Consider the following 20,319-nt stretch of genomic DNA (forward strand, 5'->3'; position numbering starts at 1 on the left):
GCCTTCCATTTGTCAGTATAGCCGTTCTCGCGGCATATGCAAAGCCTTGAAAGCGGTGGGTTTCTTCATCTTCTTCACGCGCCTGTGGGCACTTTGGCCTCTTCGGTCACGGTCGTGACGAGGGCATCCAGATCCATCACCGTCTGGTCGTTGCTGCCGAGACGGCGAACGCTGACCTTGCGGCTTTCGGCTTCGCGCGCGCCGACAACGAGAATGAGCGGCACCTTGGCATGGCTATGCTCGCGGATCTTATAGTTGATCTTCTCGTTCCGAAGGTCGGTGCTGACGCGCAGGCCCGCGGCCTTCAGCGTTTCTGCGACTTCGGTGGCGTAGGCGTCGGCTTCCGACGTGATCGGCGTCACCACGGCCTGGGTGGGGGCGAGCCACAAGGGCAACTTGCCGGCATAATGCTCGATCAGGATACCGATGAAACGTTCGAACGTACCCAAGATGGCCCGGTGCAGCATGACCGGGCGGTGCTTGGCGCCGTCTTCACCGACATAGGAGGCATCGAGGCGTTCAGGCAGCACCGTGTCCGCCTGGATGGTGCCAACCTGCCAGGTGCGGCCGATGGCATCGGTCAGGTGGAATTCCAGCTTCGGCGCATAGAAGGCGCCTTCGCCCTCCAGCTCTTCCCAGCCATATTCCTCGGATGCACGGCCAGCCTTGGCAACGGCATCGCGCAGGATCTGCTCAGCTCGGTCCCATTCTGCATCAGTGCCGAATCGCTTCTCCGGGCGCAGGGCCAGCTTGATCTCATATTTGTCGAAGCCCAGATCCTGATAGACGCTGTCGAGCAGGTCGCAGAACTGGACGATTTCGTCGATTAACTGGTCTTCGCGGCAGAAGATATGGGCATCGTCCTGGGTGAACTGGCGCACGCGCATAATGCCATGCAGCGCGCCGTGCGGCTCGTTCCTATGGCAGCAGCCGAACTCGGCCATGCGGATCGGCAGGTCGCGGTAGGACTTGATGCCCTGCTTGAACACCAGGATGTGCGCCGGGCAGTTCATCGGCTTCATCGCCATCATGGCGCCGTCGCCCTTGAACACCGGGCCGTCGCCCTCGCCCTGCGGCACTTCGTCCGGGACAGCGAACATGTTCTCGCTATATTTGCCCCAGTGGCCGGAGCGCTCCCACTGGTTTACGTCCATCAGCTGCGGTGTCTTGACCTCGACATACCCTGCGGCATCCAGACGGCGACGCATATAGGCTTCCAGTTGGCGCCAGATGATATAGCCTTTCGGATGCCAGAAGACCGAGCCCTGCGCTTCTGGCTGTAGGTGGAACAGGTCCATCTCCTGGCCGAGCTTGCGGTGGTCGCGCTTGGCGGCTTCCTCAAGGCGGGTGATATAGGCCTTCAGGTCTTTCTTGTCGGTCCAGGCGGTGCCGTAGATACGGGTCAGCATGGCATTCTTGCTGTCACCGCGCCAGTAAGCGCCTGCCACCTTCATCAGCTTGAAGGCGTTGCCGAGTTTGCCGGTCGAGGGCAGGTGCGGGCCGCGGCAGAGGTCGAGCCAGGTACCCTGCTTATAGATGGAGACGTCTTCACCCGCCGGGATCGCTTCAATCAGTTCGGCTTTATAATGCTCGCCGATCTTCTTGAAGTAAGCGATGGCCTCGTCGCGGTCCCAGACTTCGCGGATGATTTCCTCGTCGCGTTCGACGATCTCGTTCATGCGCTTTTCGATGACCGCGAGGTCATCTTCGGTGAAAGGCTTGTCGCGGGCGAAATCATAGAAGAAGCCGTCCTCGATAACCGGGCCGATGGTGACCTGGGTGCCGGGGAACAGTTCCTGCACGGCTTCCGCCATGATGTGGGCGGCGTCGTGGCGGATGATTTCCAGCCCTTCCGCGTCGCGCTTGGTGATGATGGCGACATCGGAGTCCTCGCTGATTTCCCTGGAAAGGTCCATCAGCTCACCATTTACCTTGATCGCAAGCGCGGCTTTGAGGAGGCCAGGGCCGATGTCAGCCGCGAGGGTAGTGCCGGTCACCGGGCCATCAAACGTGCGCACGCTGCCGTCGGGCAGGCGCAGGTTGACCGGGTGTTTAGCACTTTGCAGCTCGTTCATCGTTCCTGTTTCCTGTTTGATGAAAAATAAGGTGTTCTGTGCGTTAGCCCCGGCAGGGGAGGAAGTCAAGAAAACTCAAGGCTTAGGGGCGTTGAGCATTCGATTCTTATGGGATAGGGTCGCACCTCGGACACAGGATGCGAATGAAGGACAGGCCAAAGCGATGACAGCCCCTCAATTTTTGGATACAGACCATGGCACCAAGGTTGCCTTTCACCAAACGCCGGGGCGTGGGCCCGGGGTGGTGTTTCTAGGCGGTTTCATGAGCGACATGGAAGGCTCCAAGGCGCTGGCGCTTGAGGAAGCCTGCAGGGCTGAGGGTCGGGCTTTCGTACGCTTTGACTATGCCGGGCACGGCCAGTCCTCTGGCGCGTTCGAGGACGGCACCATCGGGCAGTGGAAAGATGACGCGCTCGCGGTTCTCGATCGGCTTACCCAAGGCCCGCAAATCCTCGTCGGCTCATCGATGGGCGGCTGGATCGCTATGCTGGTGGCGCGTGTGCGGCCCGGCCGGGTGAAAGGCCTTGTCGGTGTGGCGGCGGCACCCGACTTTACCGTGCGTATGTGGAATAACGAGCTGACGGCGGCCCAGCGCGCCGAAATCTCGGACCGTGGTTTCGTGAAAATCCCGACCGAGTATGGCGATCAGCCCTACACCATCACCAAGGCGCTGATCGAGGACGGCTGGAACAACCGGGTGATCGCCGCGCCGCTCTATCTCGATATTCCGGTCCGGCTCATTCAGGGTATGGCGGACGCTGACGTACCGTGGCAGACGGCCCTGGAGATCACCAAGAAAATGACCGGTGACGATGTCGAGCTCACGCTCGTGCCCCATGGGGACCACCGGCTGTCGACACCGAATGACCTTAAGCGCCTGTGCCTGACGGTCAAACAGCTGGCGGAGCAGATCTGATGGCGGGCAAATATTCCAAACTGAACCGGGACCAGATTTTCGAATTCTTCCGCATCCTCGCCGAAGACAACCCGAACCCGGAGGGCGAGCTTGAATATGTGAACCCCTATACGCTGCTGGTCGCCGTGGTGCTATCGGCCCAGGCGACCGACGTGGGGGTCAATAAGGCGACGCGGTCGCTGTGGCCGGTGGCGGACACGCCGGAGAAGATGGTCGCGCTCGGGGAAGATGGCCTCAAGGAGCATATCAAGACCATTGGGCTTTTTAACTCCAAGGCCAAGAATGTCATTCAGCTTTCGAAAGACCTGATCGCGCATCATGGCTCCAAAGTGCCGGAGACGCGGGAAGAGCTGGAAGCGCTGCCCGGTGTCGGCCGGAAGACCGCGAATGTGGTGCTCAATATCGCCTTCCACCAGCCAACGTGTGCGGTGGACACCCACATTTTTCGGGTGTCGAACCGCACCGGCCTCGCGCCCGGCAAGGATGTGCTGAAGGTGGAACTGGCGCTTGAGAAGGTAATCCCGGAGCCTTTCAAGCTCCATGCCCATCACTGGCTCATCCTCCATGGCCGCTATATCTGCAAGGCGCGCAAGCCCGACTGCCAAAAATGCAAGGTCAGCCACATCTGCCGCTTCAAGGACAAGACGGCGTGAGTGGATCGCCAGACGTTCTATAATACTGGACTTGCCGGTCTAGAAGGTTACCTTAGCTTCAAACTGTCTCTAGGGGAGCGTGTCGATGAAGCGGCTTTTGAAACTGTTGGTGTTGGGTGTGGTGGCGCTCGTGGTCTTTATGGTGGCGCGCACGGTCATGGTGTTGCCGGCGGGGACGGCCAAAAGCATCCATACCGAAAGCCATGACCCGGCCGAGGTGCGCGAGATGGCCGAGCATCTGGCGGCGGCGATCCGCTTCAAGACTATCTCCTACTCTTACGATGTCGCGCCTGATGATGCGGCCTTCACTGGGTTCCATGAATTCCTGAAGAAGACCTACCCCTATGCCTTCCAGGCGATGGAGCTGACGCCGGTCGGCAAATATTCGATGATGCTGCGCTGGCCCGGCACGGACGGCGGCAAGCAGAAGCCGATCGCCTTCCTCGCCCACCAGGATGTGGTGCCGGTGCCAGAGGAAGGCCTGAAGGAATGGAAGCATCCGCCGTTTGATGGTGTGATCGATGACAAGGGCGTTATCTGGGGCCGTGGGGCGATGGATGACAAGGGCATCCTGATCAGCCTGATGGAGGCAGCCAACCGTTTGGCGCGCACCGGCTTTAAACCGAGCCGGGATATTTACTTCCTGTTTGGCCATGATGAAGAGCTCGGCGGCCGCGACGGTGCCGCCCAAATGGCAGCCATGCTGAAGGCGAAGGGCGTCCGTTTTTCCTGGATCGTGGATGAAGGCTCGGCCATTGCGCAGGGGATTATCCCGGGCGTGAAGTCCCCCGTGGCGTTGATCTCCCTCGGGGAAAAAGGTTCGGTGACGCTGAAGTTCTCAGCCACGGATGAAGGCGGCCATTCCTCCGCGCCCAAGGCCTATACGGCCGCGAGCCTGGCCGCGCGCGCGGGCTATCTGGTGATGGACCACCCCTATCCGCTGGTGCTGGACGAACACTTGGAAAGCTTCCTCAAGGCCGTGGCGCCGGAGATGGATTTCGGCCGCCGCGTGGCCATCGCCAACATGTGGCTGACCCGGCCGCTCATGGCTCGGATGCTCGCGAAAAGCCCGACGGTGGCCGCTTTCATGCACACCACGACCGCTTTCACCATGATGAAAGGTGGCACCAAGTTCAACGTGCTGCCCCAGTATGCCGAGGCCGTGGTGAATTACCGTGTCCACCCGCGCGATACCGTGGCCGGCGTGATCGCCCGGGCCAAGAAGATCGTTGGGGACGACCGGGTGAAAATCACCTCGATGGGCGGGGCTGAAGCAACCAGCATGTCCGACCCGAAGGCGGAGGGTTACAAGGAGATCGCCGCGTCCGTGCGCGCGATTTTCGGTGATATTCCGATCGCGCCCACGCTGACCGTGCAAGGCACTGACGCCCGCCATTATGATGACGTCACAGACAACAGCTACCGCTTCATGCCCATGGTCTTCCACCCAGAAGACCTACACCATATCCACGGCAACAATGAAGCGCTCGGTTCTGAAGCCTTAGCGAACCAAGTCGATTTCTTTGTAACGTTGATGGAGAAGGGGGGGGGCTAGAGGAGAGCCCTTCCTTGAGGCATTGGGCCTTTATTTAGTCGGGGAGGCGAAAGGCTCAGTGTTTTTTCAAAAAGGCGCTGATGTCGCTGTCAGGGCCACTCAAGTATGTAACCCATGAGGTAAGGTGGTACGTTCGAACATAGTGTCTCATGATCCAACGTTGCCAATGAAAGGCCATTTTGATCTGTTGTTTTAGAAGTCTTATATCGTTGCTGCTCAGATGCTGATAAAGAATTATACCTATATGGATACGCTGCATCAGAAGAAAAGGCTCAAAAGATGCGATTCTACTCGAAGAGCGCCATGCCCTGATGGCATCGTCATAATGGCCTAGAATTATTTGAGCTACGGATATCCTTTCCCATGCGAAAGGATTTAGGGGTGCTTTGTCTAGACTGATTTGGGATTCTTCGATAGCCATTTTGGCAAATTCAAGACGCTTCTGCCGATCATTTGTGTGCTGGGCTTGAACCAAATAGCTAGTGCCTAGCTCGGCATGGAATTGTGGCAAATCTGCAAAAGAGATGGCCGAAAGGAATGATTGTTCGAGAGTCGATAGGTCTTTTGCCGAAACTTGAGTGTTGGCACGCACTTTCTCTAGGATAGGACGCCCAGGTACTATCATGACCTCGGCTAAGAAGCGTGGGACGCCAGTCCACAAGATATACAGAGCTGACACCATCATAAGGCCAGAGAGAAGCCGCCTGCCGTTCTTGCCAAGTATAGATGCGCGAAGTGTCATCACTCTTTTCAGTCCAATTCTTATAGCTGTAGATGGCCACAGTGAGGTGAAGGCTGTTACGTGTGATTATTGAGCTTTAATAAGCCTCGCTTGTTTTAAAAAGAACCACATAGACCGTTTTTATGAGGATGAAGATGTCTAAGGTCAAACTCCAGTTGCGAATATAATACATATCATATTCAACCCGCTTCCTGATCTTGTCCTCTGTATCGGTTTCGCCGCGCCAGCCGTTGACCTGCGCCCAGCCGGTGACGCCAGGCCTGACCCTATGGCGAACGGCATAATTGTCGACGACGTCTTCAAACAGACGACCGGCCGCCTTGGTTTCCTTCGCATGGGGGCGGGGCCCAACAAGCGACATGGAGCCCATCAACACGTTGAAGAGCTGGGGGAGCTCGTCGATGCTGGTTTTGCGGATGAAACGCCCGACCCGGGTAACACGAGGATCATGCTCCGTGGTTTGCTGCGCTGCGTGCTGGTCGCTCATGTCTGTATACATGGATCGGAACTTGAGGATATTGATCAGCTCGTTGTTGAAGCCATAGCGGGGCTGGACAAATAGCACAGGCCCTTTCGATTCGAGCTTGATCAGGATCGCGGTGATCAGCATTATCGGCCAAATGGCCGCCAAGGTCCCGAGCGTCAGCACGATATCCTCCAACCGCTTGAGTAACGCCTGCCAACGTTCGATCGGCTTTCTGTCAATTTCCATCAGCGACAAGGTCCCCAGGGTTTTCTGCGCGCCTGTGCCTGCGATGGGTGCCTGATGTTCCGGGGCCAGATAGATATTGACGGCCTTGCGGGATGCCCGTTTCACCACTTCGGCAATGAGGTCCTTGCTGGACCAGGGCGCGGCGATGATCACGTCGTCGATATCGTAGCGTCCGATGGTCTTTTCGATATCACCAAGGCCGCCGAGGCAGCGGATACCGCTTTCAGGCGGAAAATTGTCGCCTAGGGCGCCGACGATATCCAACTCATAAGACTTACCGCTTGAAAGCGACGCACATGTTGAACTGATGGTATTGGCGTCGCCGACAAGGATCGCCCGTGAAATCTTGATCCCGCGTGTTGCCAGCTTGCGCATGAGCCGGGCGACATAAAACCTGCTCAGCGCGATATAGGAGCTGAAAAGCAGGAACCATGTCACCCCCCAGATCCGGGAAAAATTGGAGGTTATCTTCAGCAGGAAGGCAAGAACCAGCAAGCTCCCGAAAGTCAGGATCGTATATTTGAATGACTGATACAGTGAGGTACGCGGGTGCCAGAAATTGCTTTCGCGGTAGGCATTCTCGGAAAAAGACAAAAAGAAAAAAATAATCAGGAACAATGCTATAGCAAGTGGGTATTGTAGCGAGTCTGCGTTATTGTAGAGGCCAATCCTGTAGAACCAGGGAATGAAAAAGCTGAGGATTGCCGCGATAAAATCAAAACTGGCAAGAAGGGCAACATAGCTGAACAGCCGGCTCCGCTCGCTGTATGAACTAGCACCCTTATTGGGATCCCGCTCTTTTATTAACAACCGTCTGGAAATCATGCTAGATCCTTGAAATTGACAGCTGTCAGTTTGACAAAATAGAATCCAGTTTAACAAAAAGCATTTTGTAATAATTCTCCACATGAAATAGAGCACAGGCGTTAGAAATGCAATTTATTATCTTTTTCCTGTTGCTGGCGGCACCTTTACCGTTTGCTAGCGCTCGCCCAATCTGGCAATGGTTTTGGGTGTGCCTGATAGCGTTGTCCACACTCCTTTCATTTAGCCGGATCACTTTAAAAAATACGTGGCCTTCAGGTTGGGCTCTTATATGGCCGGTTATAGGGCTTGGCGGCGTTGCCTTTATTGGGCTGCTGCAGGCTTGGGGCAATTGGGGAATGCATTCGGTTAATGCTGGAGCAACCGTTGCGGTTTCTATTTATTTCTTAGCCCATCTAGTTTGGTTCTTTCTTGTTGTGGCTACTTTCTCTTCCCGTCATAAGGTGAAGCTCTTGGTGCGTTGGTTGACGGTTACAGCGTCACTTTATGCTGCTTATGGCCTTATTGTCTATTTTACAGGTAATAAGACTATTCTGTGGTATGACAAATGGATTTATCCGGAATCCTTAACAGCAACTTTTGTCAATCGTAACAGCTACGCTGCATATTGTGGGGTTGGACTGCAGTGCTTATTGGCCGATCTACTCTACCTCCATGGACCATTGTTTGTTTCATTTGATCGACTCAGGCTCAGTTGGCGGGACTTTATCTCAAGGAATATAGTCTCTGTATTATGGCAAACTGTATCGTTTGTCATTCTGTTGACAGCACTTCTGCTGACAGGGTCACGAGCGGGAGTCTTCACGGTTCTGGTTGGCTGCGTAATTTTAGTTGTTGTGGGGCATGTTCGAAGCGAGGCTCATGAAAATCAGGTTAGACGTACGTTCAGTATATATTTGGTTTTGGGGATTGGAGCACTTTTAATTGCCGGAATTTTCGGTTTAAGCGGTGGACTACTTGAAGGCAGGCTGTGGGGACATGGTTTTCTTGATAACAGCCGATTTCATGTCTATCCGCTTGTATTGAAAGCAATACTTGAGGGACCTGTAATGGGGTACGGCCTAGGTACTTTTGAGGAGGTGTTTAGGCAATTCAGAACTGAAGACGTTAACGTCCTTTTTGACCGGGCGCATAACGATTATTTAGAATTGGCAATGACTGCTGGAGTGCCGACGACTTTGGTTTTTTTGATATCTATTGGTGCCGTAATGACCATTCTTCTGAAGTCAGTCAAGGCCAGTGGTGTTTATAGGAGTTACGTTGTTTTAGGTGTAACTTTATCGGTGCAATTTGCACTACACTCATTAATTGATTTTTCTTTGCAGATGCCTGCCGTTTCTTACAGTTATGTCGCGATTTTAGCGGCTAGCATAGCTGTGGTGAGAAAAAAGACTGTACTACATAGCGGCCCTAATAAGTAATAAATAGCCTTGATCTCAGGATAACCCTCGGGGGTATTCGAAATGATTATAGAAAGATCCAGTGATGTTGCACCTGCTAACCTAACCATAGATAAAACCAGAAGGTTATTTGTATTTCTTGGCGGCGAGCATCCTAGATTTTAAGATAAGTAAAGTTTCATTCTTGAAGATATTATATGATCACAGGGAGCAGAAAAGAACCCCTATTTGCATAATGCTAATAGAAGTCAATTACTGTAATAACTGCTCTTTGTTCCGTAATAATAGCCTTGATCACCATAGCCGTACCCTTGGTGGCGTTTGATATCGACTTGCGTTAGGATTACACCAGCAATATGACGTTCAGTTTGTTGGAGCGTTTTTAGGGCGCTCTTTACAAGGCTTTTTGGGGTTTTATGCCATTGCACAACAAATATAAGCGCATCAAGTTTTCTAGAGATTACTAATACGTCTGATACCGCTAATGCAGGAGGCGTATCAATAATAATGAAGTCGTATTCCACCCGGGCTTCGCGGAGGAATAGGTCAAAGGCGGAGCTCTCAAAGAGGTGCTGAGGGTCTGTGTCTTTGTCTGTCCAGAGAATATGAATGTTGGAAATTGGATCTTCGTAGAGTTTACTGCTGTTTTCCGAGATTTTTCCATCCAAAACATCATTGAGGCGAATAAAACTTTCATTAAGACCGAGCCGGTTTTTCATGACGGGTCGACGCATATCCGCCTCAACTACCAATACTTTACGGCCAGATCGCCCCAACGTATGAGCCAGGCAGAGTGCTGCGGTCGACTTTCCTTCCCCTGGCACGGAAGAAGTAAGGCCGATTACTTGCGGGGCATTGCCAGAGGGGGCGGAAAACATAAGTGATGCATGAATATTGCGGTGCGCTTCCGCGAAAGAAGATGTTGGTTTTGAGAGCAAGTAGGCTTCTGGGCCAGCCTCTTTGAGTTTTGATTTTCCAATCAATGGTATCATGCCAAGGCCCCGTAGGCCAAAGTCGCGGTGGAGTTGATCGAAATTCCGATAGCCGTTATCTAGGGCCTCAAGGAGGAATGTGAAGCCAATCCCAAGACCGACCCCTGTAAATGCAAACAAAATTACAATTAAACGGGTTTTTGGGAAAGAAGGGTGGGTGGGAACGTCCGCGCGGGAAACTATACGGGCATCAGCTTGTTGCAAGCCGTCTTGGCTGGAAGTTTCTTTGAAGCGCGTTAAGAAAGTTTTCAGAAGGAGTTGGTTGGCGGCTACTTCGCGTTCGAGTTCACGCATTTTTACTTGTGCGCGGCCTACTTGGAAGCTCTCTTTTTTAAGGCTATCAAGATTCTCTTCCAGCGTCTTAACGCGTATGGCAGCCACTTCGGCTTCTGACCGGATGCTGGCTACGATCTTGTCGATCTCTAGCTTGATCTTGGCCTTAATGTTGTTGAGTTCAGCTTCGACGTTGAGCATCTTTGGGTGCTTGGGGCCATAGCGGGTGGCGAGTTCGGCCCGTTTCCGCTGAACTTCGGATTCCTGTTCTTTCAGTTTCTGTATGAGCGGTGACTGGATTACCTCCAATACACCGGTTTCATCATCATCCCCTTTGGAGATGTTCTTTTCAATCTGCTGTTCACGGGCTTTGGCACGCGCGTAGTCGGTGCGAGCGGTGATGAGTTGGCTGTTGAGCTGTGCAATTTGTTGCTCATTGACGGAGCCTTGCGAATGTGTTTGGACCAGTTGGTGCTCTTCCCGGAACCTTTCAGCAGCTTCCTCCGACGTTCTCACTTTTTCGCGAAGTTCGAAGACCCGGCTGTTCAGCCACTCATTGGCCCGTTCCGTTGCTTCAAATTTAACTTCCAGCTGGTCTACCAAGTACAAATCCGCAATCGTATTGGCAATAAGGGCGGCTTTCTTGGCATCAGTGGATTCGAATGAAACATGAATCGTATAGGAGCGTGGAGGGTTGTTGACGCTCAGGTGTTTCGTCACGGCATCAATAACGGAAGCGCGTGTAGCGGCGGCGATTTCCTCTGCGGACGTGGGCTTGTCAGGGGATCCTAAGATGGCGTTGCGCCATTCAGGCGATAGATAGCTGAACGGGTTGAGGTAGCTGAGCAGGCTTTTTTTCTTATTGAGGCCAGCATTGAATTCTGGGTCTTTGACCAAGGCAAGCTTGTCGACAACTTTGCCGATGAGCCTGCGGGATTGAAGAACGTCAATCTCTGTTTTGATCGCAGCTTGGTCGGTGCCGAGACCAGACATCACAGCCTCAAGGTCAACCACGCTATTTTTTCGGGTCTCGATTGCCAAAAGAGCCTCTGCTGTATAGCGAGGTGTTAACTGCACAACAATAATGGCGCTGAGAACTGTCAGGAAAATAGCAGTGCTGGCAATGACCCAGCGACGACGCCAAAGCGTCAACAACAGGGCGCGGATATCAAGGGTGTCGTCTTCACCAACATTGAAGTTAGGGGACATGCTTTTTTTGACATCCCGTTGCGGATAATTGTCATACATCGCTTTATACCTGAAATAATGTCGTCAGAAGAACCGTTCGGGAACCCGGATAATATCGCCTGGTAAAACAATCGTCGTATTATCCACGGTTATTTTCTGGTCTTTGCCATCAACGCGGCGGGTAATTGTGATTTTATTTTCATTGGCACGATAGGTATAGCCGGACGCCAGGGCGATGGCGTTTAGCACTGTCATGCCATTGACGTAAGGATAGCTGCCCGGTTTCTTGACTTCACCCAGAATATAGAAGGGGCGATAGTTCAAAACCTCAATGCTGACACGTGGATTGATGAGGTAGCCATCGGCCAACTTCTGGGTGATCAAGGCTTCGGCCGAATCCAGGTCTTTGTTGCCGATGTTGACGGGCCCGATAAGGGGCATGGCAACAATCCCGGTTCCGTCGAGCTCAAATTCGCCAGAGAGATCATCCTCACCATAGACGGTAACGCGGATCTTATCGCCGGGGCCCAATTCATAGCGAGCACTAACAGCAGCGCTGGCTTCAGCAGGCACAGGCGGGGAGGATGCCTGTTGCTGGGCCTGAACAGTAGAGGCGAGCCCGATAAGGCTCGCCATCATAAGGGTTATTAAAAACCTGATTTTCAACATAACCTCAACCAACCGGAACGTTCAGAACATACGGATTTGATTGAGGAGTATAATTACCATTGGCCGGTAATACCAACCATAATCGAATGCCGCTGATAATCTTGGTTCTTGGTCGTGGTGTTGCGGTAGTCGTAATTGTAACCGGCGTTGATCCGGAGGTTACGATTCACGAGGTAACGGAGGCCAAATTTCGCATTGAACAAGTCGTCAGAGCGCACGGTCCGAGCAAAGTCTTGGCGTGTGTAGCTGCCTTCTGCACTCAACAGAAGGTTACGTTGTAGTTCATGCTCAATTCGAAGGGACACTAGCGTGGATTTGATGCCGGAGGCATATGTCGGTACGCCGTTTGCATCTAAGCCACCGACAGTAGTCTCGTTAATATCCCGCTTGACTGTACCGCGGACCGAGGTGAGCCCGGTTACGTTCCAGAGGAGCGACGCACCAAAGTCAATGCCGTCGATGGAGCCCATGGTTTCAGAGTCGAATTTGCGCTTCATGTAACCGGCATAGAACTCGCCCTTGGCTTTACCGGTCAGATCGAAAGAGGCACCGGCTTCAGCTTGGTAGCCGTTTGAGTTCCGCTGCGGACCCCCGGCTGCTTTTGAGTTATCATACTTCACCCGGTCACCGATGACCCGGACGAAGGCTTCATAGCCATCCGACAGTTCGTACCCAAAGCGAACGGTGCCTTTGTAACGGTCGCGGTCACGGGCGTCGTTGTTGATGTAACCGCCGCCGAGTTTGAGGGCATTATCGTAGTTATTCCGCGTAAATTCGCCGTCAACACCAAGCGAAAGGATCGAAACGTCGCGCTTGAAGCCGGCGGAAGCCGTCAAAACCGAATATTTCGTCGGCGAAATGGCGAGGCCGTTAGCGTCAGGCGAACCGCGGTCTTCGTGCTTGCGGTCAAACGAGAAGCCGCCATGGATGTCAACGCCGTGCGAGATATCCCGGCGGCCATTCATGTCGAAACCATAATCTTCATAGTCTTCGCTGCTATGATCGAAGTAGCGCCCAATGTCTGCCTTGGCAGACAGGCTCAGGAAGTTCTGGTTCCAGTCTGACATCAGGCTGAAGGACGGCTTCACCTTGGCGATGAAGTCATGGGTGACATTGCTTTCCTGGGCGTAAATGTTGGAATTATAAGCGCCAACACCTTCTACCGACGGATAGAAGAGGAAGCTGCCGGTACGGATGCCAGGAGCATCGTAATCCGGACGGTTGCGCTCATAAACGGCTTTAACGGCATCGCCTTCAGCGGAAGCATCCTGAGCGAAAGCTCCTGAGGTCAGAGACGTTCCGCCAAGAAGAACGGCAGCCAGAATCTTGGTCATATGCGTGTTCATTTCTATCTTACCCCGGTTAACGAGCCCGCTCGGCTCATAGCTTTAGACAAAGCGACAAAACAATAACGTGGGCGTGCAAAATGCACTGTTGATACTATACACAACCCGATTGTGTTTCTGATACGTTGGAAAGCAAAAAAAATCCATATTTTTTATTATCTTGCAAGCTGTTGCTTTCAAACAACAGTAAGCCGGTCAACTGGTAAGAGTTGTGTGGCTTTCGTCCCATAAGGCAACGGCGCTGAGGGTGCCTGTCGCGAAAGCGCCCGTGTCCACGGCAATGCGATTCGGCAGGTGCGTAACTTCTGCTACACCTGTATGGCCGTGAACGACCTTAAAGCCAAAATCTGCGGGGGATTCCGTGAACGCTTGCCGGATGCCCAGCAGGTCTGTCCGGCGCTGTTGCTCAAGCGGAATGCCGGGTCGAACACCGGCATGCACGAACAGGTACCCGCCAGCCCGCCACCAGGTCTTGAGCGAGGTGAGAAAGGTGCGGTGGCCCTCAGGCAGCGCGGCCCCTAGGGCGTTGGAAGTTTCGACCAATGTGTCCACCAGCGTATTGGCGGGGGGCTGAATGCCGTAGCTTACCAGCGTCTGCAGGCCGCCGACGCGCAGCCACAATTGGTTCTCGAGTGGGTCGTCGAGGAAGCCCAGCATCAGGTCTTCATGGTTGCCGGCCAGGAATATGTGGCTGAGCTCCGGGGTGTCTTCCAGACCATTGAGGTAATCGATCACTTCACGGGACTGGAACCCTCGGTCGACATAATCACCAAGAAAAACGATATAGGTTTTCTTTGCCTCCGTCCGCCAGGATCGGTCCGCCTCGATCTTTTCAAGGAGGCTTTCAAGAAGGTCCAGGCGGCCGTGAATGTCGCCAATGGCATAAATCAGGCTGCCTTCGGGCACACGGTAATGCCTTTGGGGCCTGGGGGTGCCAGCGAAAATGGACTTCCAGATGGACAAGCGAAACCTCTTAACTGCCGCGAAAACATGGGCCCCGTAAGACGCGGGCACAAGACGAGGACTATAGCAAAAAAGGCGAAGGTGGAAACCCTCGCCTTTATGAATGATTGCAAGGCCCATAAGGGCCGGGTGAGACCCTTAGGTCGGGCTGCCCGACTGTGCCGGGTTCGGCTCAACGGGGACAGGAATCTCAGGCGTGTCCGGCGTGGTCGGGCGCGGCGGGACCACCACAGGCGTTTGCCGGGTGTTAGTCCTCTGGATCGAGGGGGTGCCGGTTTGCGCCGTCTGGGTCGAGCCGGTCTGCTGGTTGGTGCTGCCGCCGCTGCTATAACCAGTCTGGACATCGTTGTTGCCGCTGTTGGCAACGGCGGCCTGGACCGAGGCCGCAGCAGCGACGTTGCCGCTGTTGCTCATCGTAGTTGCTGCACTGCTGGCTGATGCGCCGACAGCTGATGCAGCGCTCGAATCCGCGGCGGCAACGCTCGGGTCTTCTACAATCGTGATGGCAGCATTGACGAGTGCAACAGCCGAAGTCGAGTCACTGCCGGCGAGTTGTGCGCCCATGGCGGCAACTGCCTTGGCGACCTTGGCGACCATGGCGCCCTTGCCTTGTGCAACCTTGAGGCGGATCAGAGCCTTGAGGCCATTAGTATCCCCGGCTTGCGCCAACGCAACGATCTGCGCCTGCAGGGTCTGCTCTTCCATTGTCATGGCGCCGGGCGCCGCCTGCGCGTGGGCGGCCGGTGAGAAAATCGGCGCTGCGACAGGCAGGACGAGGCCGAATGCTGCGACTAAAATTGCCAAACGCATGGTCATGCTCCATTCATAAATATAACCGCTGCCCCCAAGGTGCAGCCAAAATACGTAGAACAAGGCTCCCACAAATCGGGGCATGAGTCAAAAAATAATCATGCAATCAAGCCAATAGGTTGTTTTATTCGTCCAATTGCCAGCCTAGTGCGGCCCTTATGCAACAGGCAAATCTCACGCTGCTCTATTTTGGGACAGGAGTCATCCGGATTGCGGACATATCCAACGGGCGATTGCGCCTTATTTAATTTAGTGCTAAAACAAATATGCAATTCTACGGGGAGAGTGCTTGATGATGAAGCGGGCCTTGGTGACGGGCGGTGGTTCCGGGATCGGATTTTCGGTCGCTCGGCGCCTGTGTGCGGATGGCTTTCTCGTCACCCTCGCTGGGCGCTCTGGAGGCAGGTTGAAAGAAGCCTGTGCGCGGTTGCCGGGCAGCGGTTATGTCCTACTGGATGTTACAGATGAAGCCGGTGTTGACGCCACATGGCAGCGGCTGGTGGCCGAGAACGGCACGCCCGATATCCTCATCAATAACGCCGGCGCCGCGGAAACCGCACCGTTTGAACGCACCAGCACGGACCTCTGGCACCGGATGCTGGATGTCAACCTGACCGGTGCTTTCCTGATGACCCGCGCCGCCCTCCCGCAGATGAAGAAAACCGGTTTCGGCCGCATCATCACGGTGGCGAGCACGGCGGGGCTGACAGGCTATGCCTACACGGCGGCTTACACGGCGGCAAAGCATGGTGTGGTCGGCATGACCCGGGCGCTGGCGCTGGAGCTGGCGGGTACAGGTGTCACAGCGAATGCCGTCTGCCCCGGCTTCACCGACACGGATATCGTTCGTGATTCGGTCGCCAATATCATTGAGAAAACGGGTCGGAGCAAAGAAGACGCGCTTTCGGCCATGACCAAGAACAATCCCGAAGGCCGGTTGGTCACCCCGGATGAAGTGGCGGACGCCGTCGCGTGGCTCGCAGGTGTTGGCGCAAGTGCTATCAACGGGCAGGCGATTGCCGTCGCCTGCGGGGAGGTGATGTAATGGCCCACGGTTCCGATATCACCCCGCACCAGCAGTCGGCGCTCAGGGCCTGGCTCCGGCTCCTCAATGGCTCAAACCAGATACGAAAGACCCTGCAGGCCCGGCTTCAGGCTGCGCACGGCATGTCACTGTCGCGCTTCGATGTGCTCGCGAACCTGTACCGCGCGCCCGAAGGCGGTGTGCGCCTAAGCGATCTTTCCAAGCAGTTGATGGTCTCGAACGGCAATGTCACCCAGGTGATGGCGCCCTTGATGAAGGAGGGCCTGGTCGAGCGGCAGGCGAGCCCGGAAGACGGCCGGGTGGCGACCGCGAAATTGACGGCGGTGGGGCGGACCCTCTTCGAAGCCATGGCGGCGGATCACGCCCTTTGGGTGGAAGAACTTTTCGACACATTGGACACGGACGAGCAGCAGATGCTGGTCCGGCTTCTTGAAAAACTGGAAGGCGCCGCGGGATGACGCGGCCGCTTCCTCACGGCAGTAAGCGAGCAAGGACCCCATGATGGACCCCAAGACTTTCAAACCAGAACATTTCCTGTGGTCGTATGCGGACGGCATCGCGACCGTCACCCTCAACCGGCCGGAGCGCAAGAACCCACTGACGTTCGAAAGCTATGCCGAGCTCCGCGATATGTACCGCGCGCTTGTCTATGTGCCGGAGGTCAAGGCCATCGTACTTACAGGCGCGGGCGGCAACTTCTCCTCGGGTGGTGATGTCCATGAAATCATCGGCCCGCTGGTTGATATGGACATGCCGGAGCTTCTGAAGTTCACCCGCATGACCGGGGACCTGGTCAAAGCCATGCGCGCTGCCCCGCAGCCGATCATCGCGGCGGTGGACGGCATCAGCGTCGGCGCGGGCGCGATCATGTCGATGGCGTCGGATCTCCGGTTCGCGACGCCGGAGACCAAGACGGCGTTTCTGTTCAACCGGGTCGGGCTTGCGGGCTGCGACATGGGCGCCTGCGCGATCCTGCCGCGCATCGTCGGCCAGGGCCGGGCGTCGGAGCTTCTGTTCACCGGCCGCACCATGAGCGCTGAGGAAGGCGAACGCTGGGGCTATTTCAACCGTATTGTCGCGCGGGATGCGCTGATGGCAGAAGCCGTCAAGATGGCGGAACGCCTTGCGGCGGGACCAACATTTGCGAACGCCATGACCAAGAACCAGCTGAATATGGAATGGGACATGAGCATCGATACGGCGATCGAGGCGGAAGCGCAGGCGCAGGCCATCTGCATGCAGACGAAGGATTTCGCCCGCGCCTACCATGCCTTTGTCGCCAAGGAAAAACCGGTATTCGAGGGCGACTGATGGTAGACACAAGCTTCCTTTCCTGGCCGTTTTTTGACGATCACCACCGCACGCTGGCGGCGGATTTGGACGGCTGGGCCACCGAAACCCTGCCGGGCATTGTGGATGCCCCCGGCGCGCATGATGATGTCGACGCGACCTGCCGTGCGCTCGTGAAGGCGCTCGGGGCAGGTGGCTGGCTCCGCTATGCGGTCCCGAAGGCCTATGGCGGCATGTTCGATACGCTCGACGTCCGCTCCCTGTGCCTGATCCGCGAAACGCTGGCGCGCCATTCGGGCCTGGCCGATTTTGTCTTCGCGATGCAGGGGCTTGGCTCTGGCGCCATCACGCTTGGCGGGTCGGAGGAAACCAAGGCGGCCTATCTGCCCTTGGTGGCTTCGGGCGAAAAGATCGCGGCCTTCGCGCTCACTGAACCGGAAGCGGGTTCGGATGTCGCCTCGATCGCGACCGGGCTTACGGACGTGCCGGGTGGTCTCCGCGTTTCAGGTCACAAAACCTATATCTCCAACGGCGGTATCGCTGACTTCTACTGCGTCTTCGCCCGCTCAGGCGAGGCTGATGGTGCGCGCGGCCTGTCCGCTGCCGTGGTTGATGCCGACACGCCGGGGCTGGAGATCGAGGAGCGCATCGAGGTGATAGCCCCACACCCGCTTGCGCGGCTGTTCTTCCAGGGCTGTACCGTGCCTGCCGGGAACCTGCTTGGCGCGCGCGGCGGTGGCTTCAAGCTGGCCATGCAGACCTTGGATATTTTCCGGTCCACCGTTGGGGCTGCCGCGCTCGGCTTTGCGCGCCGGGCTCTTGACGAGGCTGTTACGCACACGAAAAGCCGGGTGCTGTTCGGCAAGCCGCTGGCCGAGCAGCCGATCACGCAGGAACGGCTCGCTGAAATGGCGCTCGATGTCGACGCGAGCGCGCTTTTGATCTACCGCGCGGCCTGGACCAAGGACAGCGGTGCACCCCGCGTGACGCGGGAGGCGGCGATGGCGAAACTCCATGCCACCGATCAGGCGCAAACCGTGATCGACAAGGCGCTGCAGATGTTCGGTGGCCTTGGTGTGACGCACGGCGTGAAGGTGGAGGAACTCTACCGCGAAATCCGCGCGCTCCGCATCTATGAGGGCGCGTCCGAGGTGCAAAAACTGGTGATCGCGCGTCAGCTTCTGAGCGAGTAAGCGACCGGCGCTGGGCTGGCGCTGGTGTCATCATGGGCCTGGGGAGGCCCGGAAAATGAGGGTGGGAGACCATGTTTGAAAGTGCCCATATCGATACATTCACCCGTGACCGCCTGCCGGACATGGCGGACTGGCCGGAGCTCGTCTTCGACCTGCCGGAGCTTCGGTACCCCGAGCGGCTGAACGCGGCGGACACGCTTTTGAATGGCGGCAAGCCGGACCGCCCGGCTATCCTCTGGGACGGTGGCAGCTGGACCTATGCCGAGCTCCGCGCCACGGCGAACCGCATCGCTCGCGTGCTTACCGAAGACTATGGCCTGGTGCCGGGGGGCCGCGTGCTCCTGCGCGGGCGCAACACGCCGATGATGTTCGCGGCCTGGTACGGCGCGCTGCTGGCGGGCGGTGTTGTGGTCTCGACCATGCCGCTTCTGCGCGCGGGCGAACTGGCCACGATCATCGATGCCGCTGAAATCGGACTCGCGCTCAGTGAAAATGACCTGATGGATGAACTGACGGGGGCCGCAAAGGTAACCGCCAAGCCGGTCAGCACCGTCGGGTTCGGGGCTGAGGGCGCGACGCTTGAAGCCCATATGGCTGAGAAGCCGGATGACTTCGCGCCGATACAGACCGCGCAGGATGATGTCGCGCTCCTGGCTTTCACCTCCGGCACCACCGGCAAGCCCAAGGCTTGTATGCATTTCCACCGCGACATCCTGGCGATGGCGGACGGCTATGCCCGCCATATCCTCGCGCCTCGCGAGACAGATGTGTTTACAGGCTCACCGCCCATTGCCTTCACTTTCGGCCTTGGTGGTCTTGTGGTGTTCCCGGCGCGCTTTGGGGCTGCCGTGGCGCTCATCTCCGGCCCACCGACCCCTCAGGCGCTCCTGGACTGTATCACCCGGCACAAGGTCACCATGCTGTTCACGGCCCCGACGGCTTACAAAACCATCCTGGAGCAGCTTGACGGCGCGGATATTTCCAGCCTGCGCGTCTGTGTTTCGGCGGGGGAAACGCTGCCGAAGGCGATCTTCGATGCGTGGTTTGAGAAGACCGGTCTCAAGTTGATGGACGGCATCGGCTCCACTGAAATGATCCATATCTTCATCTCGGCGAAGGCGGAGGATATCCGGCCAGGCCATACCGGTAAACCAGTGCCCGGCTACCGCGCCTGCGTGATTGATGAGGACGGCAATATCCTGCCGCCGCCCGCAACCGGCCGCCTTGCGGTCAAAGGGCCGACCGGCTGCCGATATATGGCCGACGAGCGGCAGAAAAACTATGTGGTGAACGGCTGGAACGTTACCGGCGACACCTATTTCCATGATGAGGACGGCTATTTCCGCTTCGTCGCACGTTCGGACGATATGATTGTCTCATCGGGCTACAATATCGGCGGCCCGGAGGTGGAAGCAGCCCTCCTCCTGCATGACGCCGTCGCCGAATGCGCGGTCGTCGGTGTGCCGGACACCGCGCGCGGCCAGATCGTCAAGGCCTTCATCGTCCCGGCGGCTGGCGTTACCCCATCAGCGGACCTCGCGGAGGCCCTCAAGACCCACGTGAAGGAAACGATCGCGCCCTACAAATATCCGCGCGCGATAGACTTCATCGATGAACTCCCGAAAACCCAAACCGGCAAGATCCAGCGTTTCAAGCTGAGGGAGGGTTAGAC

Annotated in this window: 17 protein-coding genes; 9 read left to right on the top strand and 8 right to left on the bottom strand. The window is 56.3% G+C overall.

Annotated features, from left to right (window positions below; translation table 11 throughout):
* Window positions 1-74: 74 nt before the first annotated feature.
* Window positions 75-2,075 (bottom strand): threonine--tRNA ligase, encoded by a 2,001-nt coding sequence (thrS, locus tag K6118_RS12675; RefSeq protein WP_247120735.1) that lies wholly within the window; start codon window positions 2,073-2,075, stop codon window positions 75-77.
* Between the two features lie 262 nt (window positions 2,076-2,337).
* Between thrS and K6118_RS12680 the strand changes: the two genes are divergently transcribed.
* The 3 genes from K6118_RS12680 (at window position 2,338) to K6118_RS12690 (ending at window position 5,199) form a co-directional block, all read left to right on the top strand.
* Window positions 2,338-2,991, top strand: coding sequence for an alpha/beta hydrolase (locus tag K6118_RS12680; RefSeq protein ID WP_247120736.1), 654 nt, complete (start codon window positions 2,338-2,340; stop codon window positions 2,989-2,991).
* Window positions 2,991-3,644 carry an endonuclease III gene (gene nth, locus K6118_RS12685; RefSeq protein ID WP_247120737.1) on the top strand — a complete coding sequence of 218 codons (654 nt, stop codon included), beginning with the start codon at window positions 2,991-2,993 and terminating at the stop codon, window positions 3,642-3,644. The genes K6118_RS12680 and nth overlap by 1 nt, the downstream gene beginning before the upstream one ends.
* Before the next feature lie 85 nt (window positions 3,645-3,729).
* A complete protein-coding gene (locus K6118_RS12690; RefSeq protein ID WP_247120738.1) occupies window positions 3,730-5,199 on the top strand; it encodes a M20/M25/M40 family metallo-hydrolase in 1,470 nt (489 codons plus the stop codon).
* Window positions 5,200-5,254: 55 nt separating this feature from the next.
* Here K6118_RS12690 and K6118_RS12695 read toward each other — a convergent pair whose 3' ends face one another.
* Together K6118_RS12695 and K6118_RS12700 are read right to left on the bottom strand one after the other, a co-directional pair.
* On the bottom strand, window positions 5,255-5,941 hold the full coding sequence (locus K6118_RS12695) for a hypothetical protein (RefSeq protein ID WP_247120739.1): 687 nt from the start codon (window positions 5,939-5,941) through the stop codon (window positions 5,255-5,257).
* Between the two features lie 76 nt (window positions 5,942-6,017).
* Window positions 6,018-7,478, bottom strand: coding sequence for an undecaprenyl-phosphate glucose phosphotransferase (locus tag K6118_RS12700; RefSeq protein ID WP_247120740.1), 1,461 nt, complete (start codon window positions 7,476-7,478; stop codon window positions 6,018-6,020).
* A gap of 107 nt (window positions 7,479-7,585) precedes the next feature.
* Here K6118_RS12700 and K6118_RS12705 point away from each other — a divergent pair, with 107 nt between their 5' ends.
* Window positions 7,586-8,899: an O-antigen ligase family protein gene (locus tag K6118_RS12705; RefSeq protein WP_247120741.1), complete on the top strand. Its 1,314-nt coding sequence runs from the start codon at window positions 7,586-7,588 to the stop codon at window positions 8,897-8,899.
* 227 nt (window positions 8,900-9,126) lie between these two features.
* On the opposite strand, the gene K6118_RS12710 is transcribed toward K6118_RS12705, so the two are convergent.
* From K6118_RS12710 to K6118_RS12730, 5 genes are all read right to left on the bottom strand, one after another.
* Entirely contained in the window at window positions 9,127-11,391 is a 2,265-nt protein-coding gene (locus K6118_RS12710) for a GumC family protein (protein WP_247120742.1), read from the bottom strand.
* Between the two features lie 24 nt (window positions 11,392-11,415).
* Complete coding sequence (locus K6118_RS12715) at window positions 11,416-12,000, bottom strand: polysaccharide biosynthesis/export family protein (protein ID WP_247120743.1); 585 nt, start codon at window positions 11,998-12,000, stop codon at window positions 11,416-11,418.
* Window positions 12,001-12,053: 53 nt separating this feature from the next.
* Entirely contained in the window at window positions 12,054-13,346 is a 1,293-nt protein-coding gene (locus K6118_RS12720; protein ID WP_247120744.1) for an outer membrane beta-barrel protein, read from the bottom strand.
* A gap of 195 nt (window positions 13,347-13,541) precedes the next feature.
* The gene (locus K6118_RS12725; protein ID WP_247120745.1) at window positions 13,542-14,252 is read right to left on the bottom strand and encodes a metallophosphoesterase family protein; all 711 of its coding nucleotides are present in this window, start codon (window positions 14,250-14,252) and stop codon (window positions 13,542-13,544) included.
* A gap of 195 nt (window positions 14,253-14,447) precedes the next feature.
* Complete coding sequence (locus tag K6118_RS12730) at window positions 14,448-15,119, bottom strand: hypothetical protein (RefSeq protein WP_247120746.1); 672 nt, start codon at window positions 15,117-15,119, stop codon at window positions 14,448-14,450.
* Between the two features lie 292 nt (window positions 15,120-15,411).
* On the opposite strand from K6118_RS12730, the gene K6118_RS12735 reads away from it, so the two are divergent.
* The 5 genes from K6118_RS12735 (at window position 15,412) to K6118_RS12755 (ending at window position 20,317) form a co-directional block, all read left to right on the top strand.
* Window positions 15,412-16,164: an SDR family NAD(P)-dependent oxidoreductase gene (locus tag K6118_RS12735; protein ID WP_247120747.1), complete on the top strand. Its 753-nt coding sequence runs from the start codon at window positions 15,412-15,414 to the stop codon at window positions 16,162-16,164.
* Window positions 16,164-16,622: a MarR family winged helix-turn-helix transcriptional regulator gene (locus K6118_RS12740; RefSeq protein WP_247120748.1), complete on the top strand. Its 459-nt coding sequence runs from the start codon at window positions 16,164-16,166 to the stop codon at window positions 16,620-16,622. The genes K6118_RS12735 and K6118_RS12740 overlap by 1 nt, the downstream gene beginning before the upstream one ends.
* Window positions 16,623-16,665: 43 nt before the next feature.
* Window positions 16,666-17,475 (top strand): enoyl-CoA hydratase family protein, encoded by an 810-nt coding sequence (locus K6118_RS12745; RefSeq protein WP_343269968.1) that lies wholly within the window; start codon window positions 16,666-16,668, stop codon window positions 17,473-17,475.
* The gene (locus K6118_RS12750) at window positions 17,475-18,647 is read left to right on the top strand and encodes an acyl-CoA dehydrogenase family protein (RefSeq protein ID WP_247120750.1); all 1,173 of its coding nucleotides are present in this window, start codon (window positions 17,475-17,477) and stop codon (window positions 18,645-18,647) included. The genes K6118_RS12745 and K6118_RS12750 overlap by 1 nt, the downstream gene beginning before the upstream one ends.
* A 71-nt stretch (window positions 18,648-18,718) precedes the next feature.
* On the top strand, window positions 18,719-20,317 hold the full coding sequence (locus K6118_RS12755) for a benzoate-CoA ligase family protein (RefSeq protein ID WP_247120751.1): 1,599 nt from the start codon (window positions 18,719-18,721) through the stop codon (window positions 20,315-20,317).
* Window positions 20,318-20,319 lie beyond the last annotated feature (2 nt).

Source organism: Kordiimonas marina, assembly GCF_023006325.1.
In the GTDB taxonomy this organism is placed as follows: Bacteria; Pseudomonadota; Alphaproteobacteria; order Sphingomonadales; family Kordiimonadaceae; genus Kordiimonas; species Kordiimonas marina.

Bases quoted from the DNA above. Each gene is read 5' to 3' on its own strand.
- K6118_RS12710 (WP_247120742.1), bottom strand. From the start codon at position 11,391: ATGTATGACAATTATCCGCAACGGGATGTCAAAAAAAGCATGTCCCCT.
- nth (WP_247120737.1), top strand. From the start codon at position 2,991: ATGGCGGGCAAATATTCCAAACTGAACCGGGACCAGATTTTCGAATTC.
- K6118_RS12700 (WP_247120740.1), bottom strand. From the start codon at position 7,478: ATGATTTCCAGACGGTTGTTAATAAAAGAGCGGGATCCCAATAAGGGT.
- K6118_RS12735 (WP_247120747.1), top strand. From the start codon at position 15,412: ATGATGAAGCGGGCCTTGGTGACGGGCGGTGGTTCCGGGATCGGATTT.
- K6118_RS12695 (WP_247120739.1), bottom strand. From the start codon at position 5,941: ATGACACTTCGCGCATCTATACTTGGCAAGAACGGCAGGCGGCTTCTC.
- K6118_RS12720 (WP_247120744.1), bottom strand. From the start codon at position 13,346: ATGAACACGCATATGACCAAGATTCTGGCTGCCGTTCTTCTTGGCGGA.
- thrS (WP_247120735.1), bottom strand. From the start codon at position 2,075: ATGAACGAGCTGCAAAGTGCTAAACACCCGGTCAACCTGCGCCTGCCC.
- K6118_RS12755 (WP_247120751.1), top strand. From the start codon at position 18,719: ATGTTTGAAAGTGCCCATATCGATACATTCACCCGTGACCGCCTGCCG.
- K6118_RS12740 (WP_247120748.1), top strand. From the start codon at position 16,164: ATGGCCCACGGTTCCGATATCACCCCGCACCAGCAGTCGGCGCTCAGG.
- K6118_RS12715 (WP_247120743.1), bottom strand. From the start codon at position 12,000: ATGTTGAAAATCAGGTTTTTAATAACCCTTATGATGGCGAGCCTTATC.
- K6118_RS12750 (WP_247120750.1), top strand. From the start codon at position 17,475: ATGGTAGACACAAGCTTCCTTTCCTGGCCGTTTTTTGACGATCACCAC.
- K6118_RS12745 (WP_343269968.1), top strand. From the start codon at position 16,666: ATGGACCCCAAGACTTTCAAACCAGAACATTTCCTGTGGTCGTATGCG.
- K6118_RS12730 (WP_247120746.1), bottom strand. From the start codon at position 15,119: ATGCGTTTGGCAATTTTAGTCGCAGCATTCGGCCTCGTCCTGCCTGTC.
- K6118_RS12680 (WP_247120736.1), top strand. From the start codon at position 2,338: ATGAGCGACATGGAAGGCTCCAAGGCGCTGGCGCTTGAGGAAGCCTGC.
- K6118_RS12705 (WP_247120741.1), top strand. From the start codon at position 7,586: ATGCAATTTATTATCTTTTTCCTGTTGCTGGCGGCACCTTTACCGTTT.
- K6118_RS12690 (WP_247120738.1), top strand. From the start codon at position 3,730: ATGAAGCGGCTTTTGAAACTGTTGGTGTTGGGTGTGGTGGCGCTCGTG.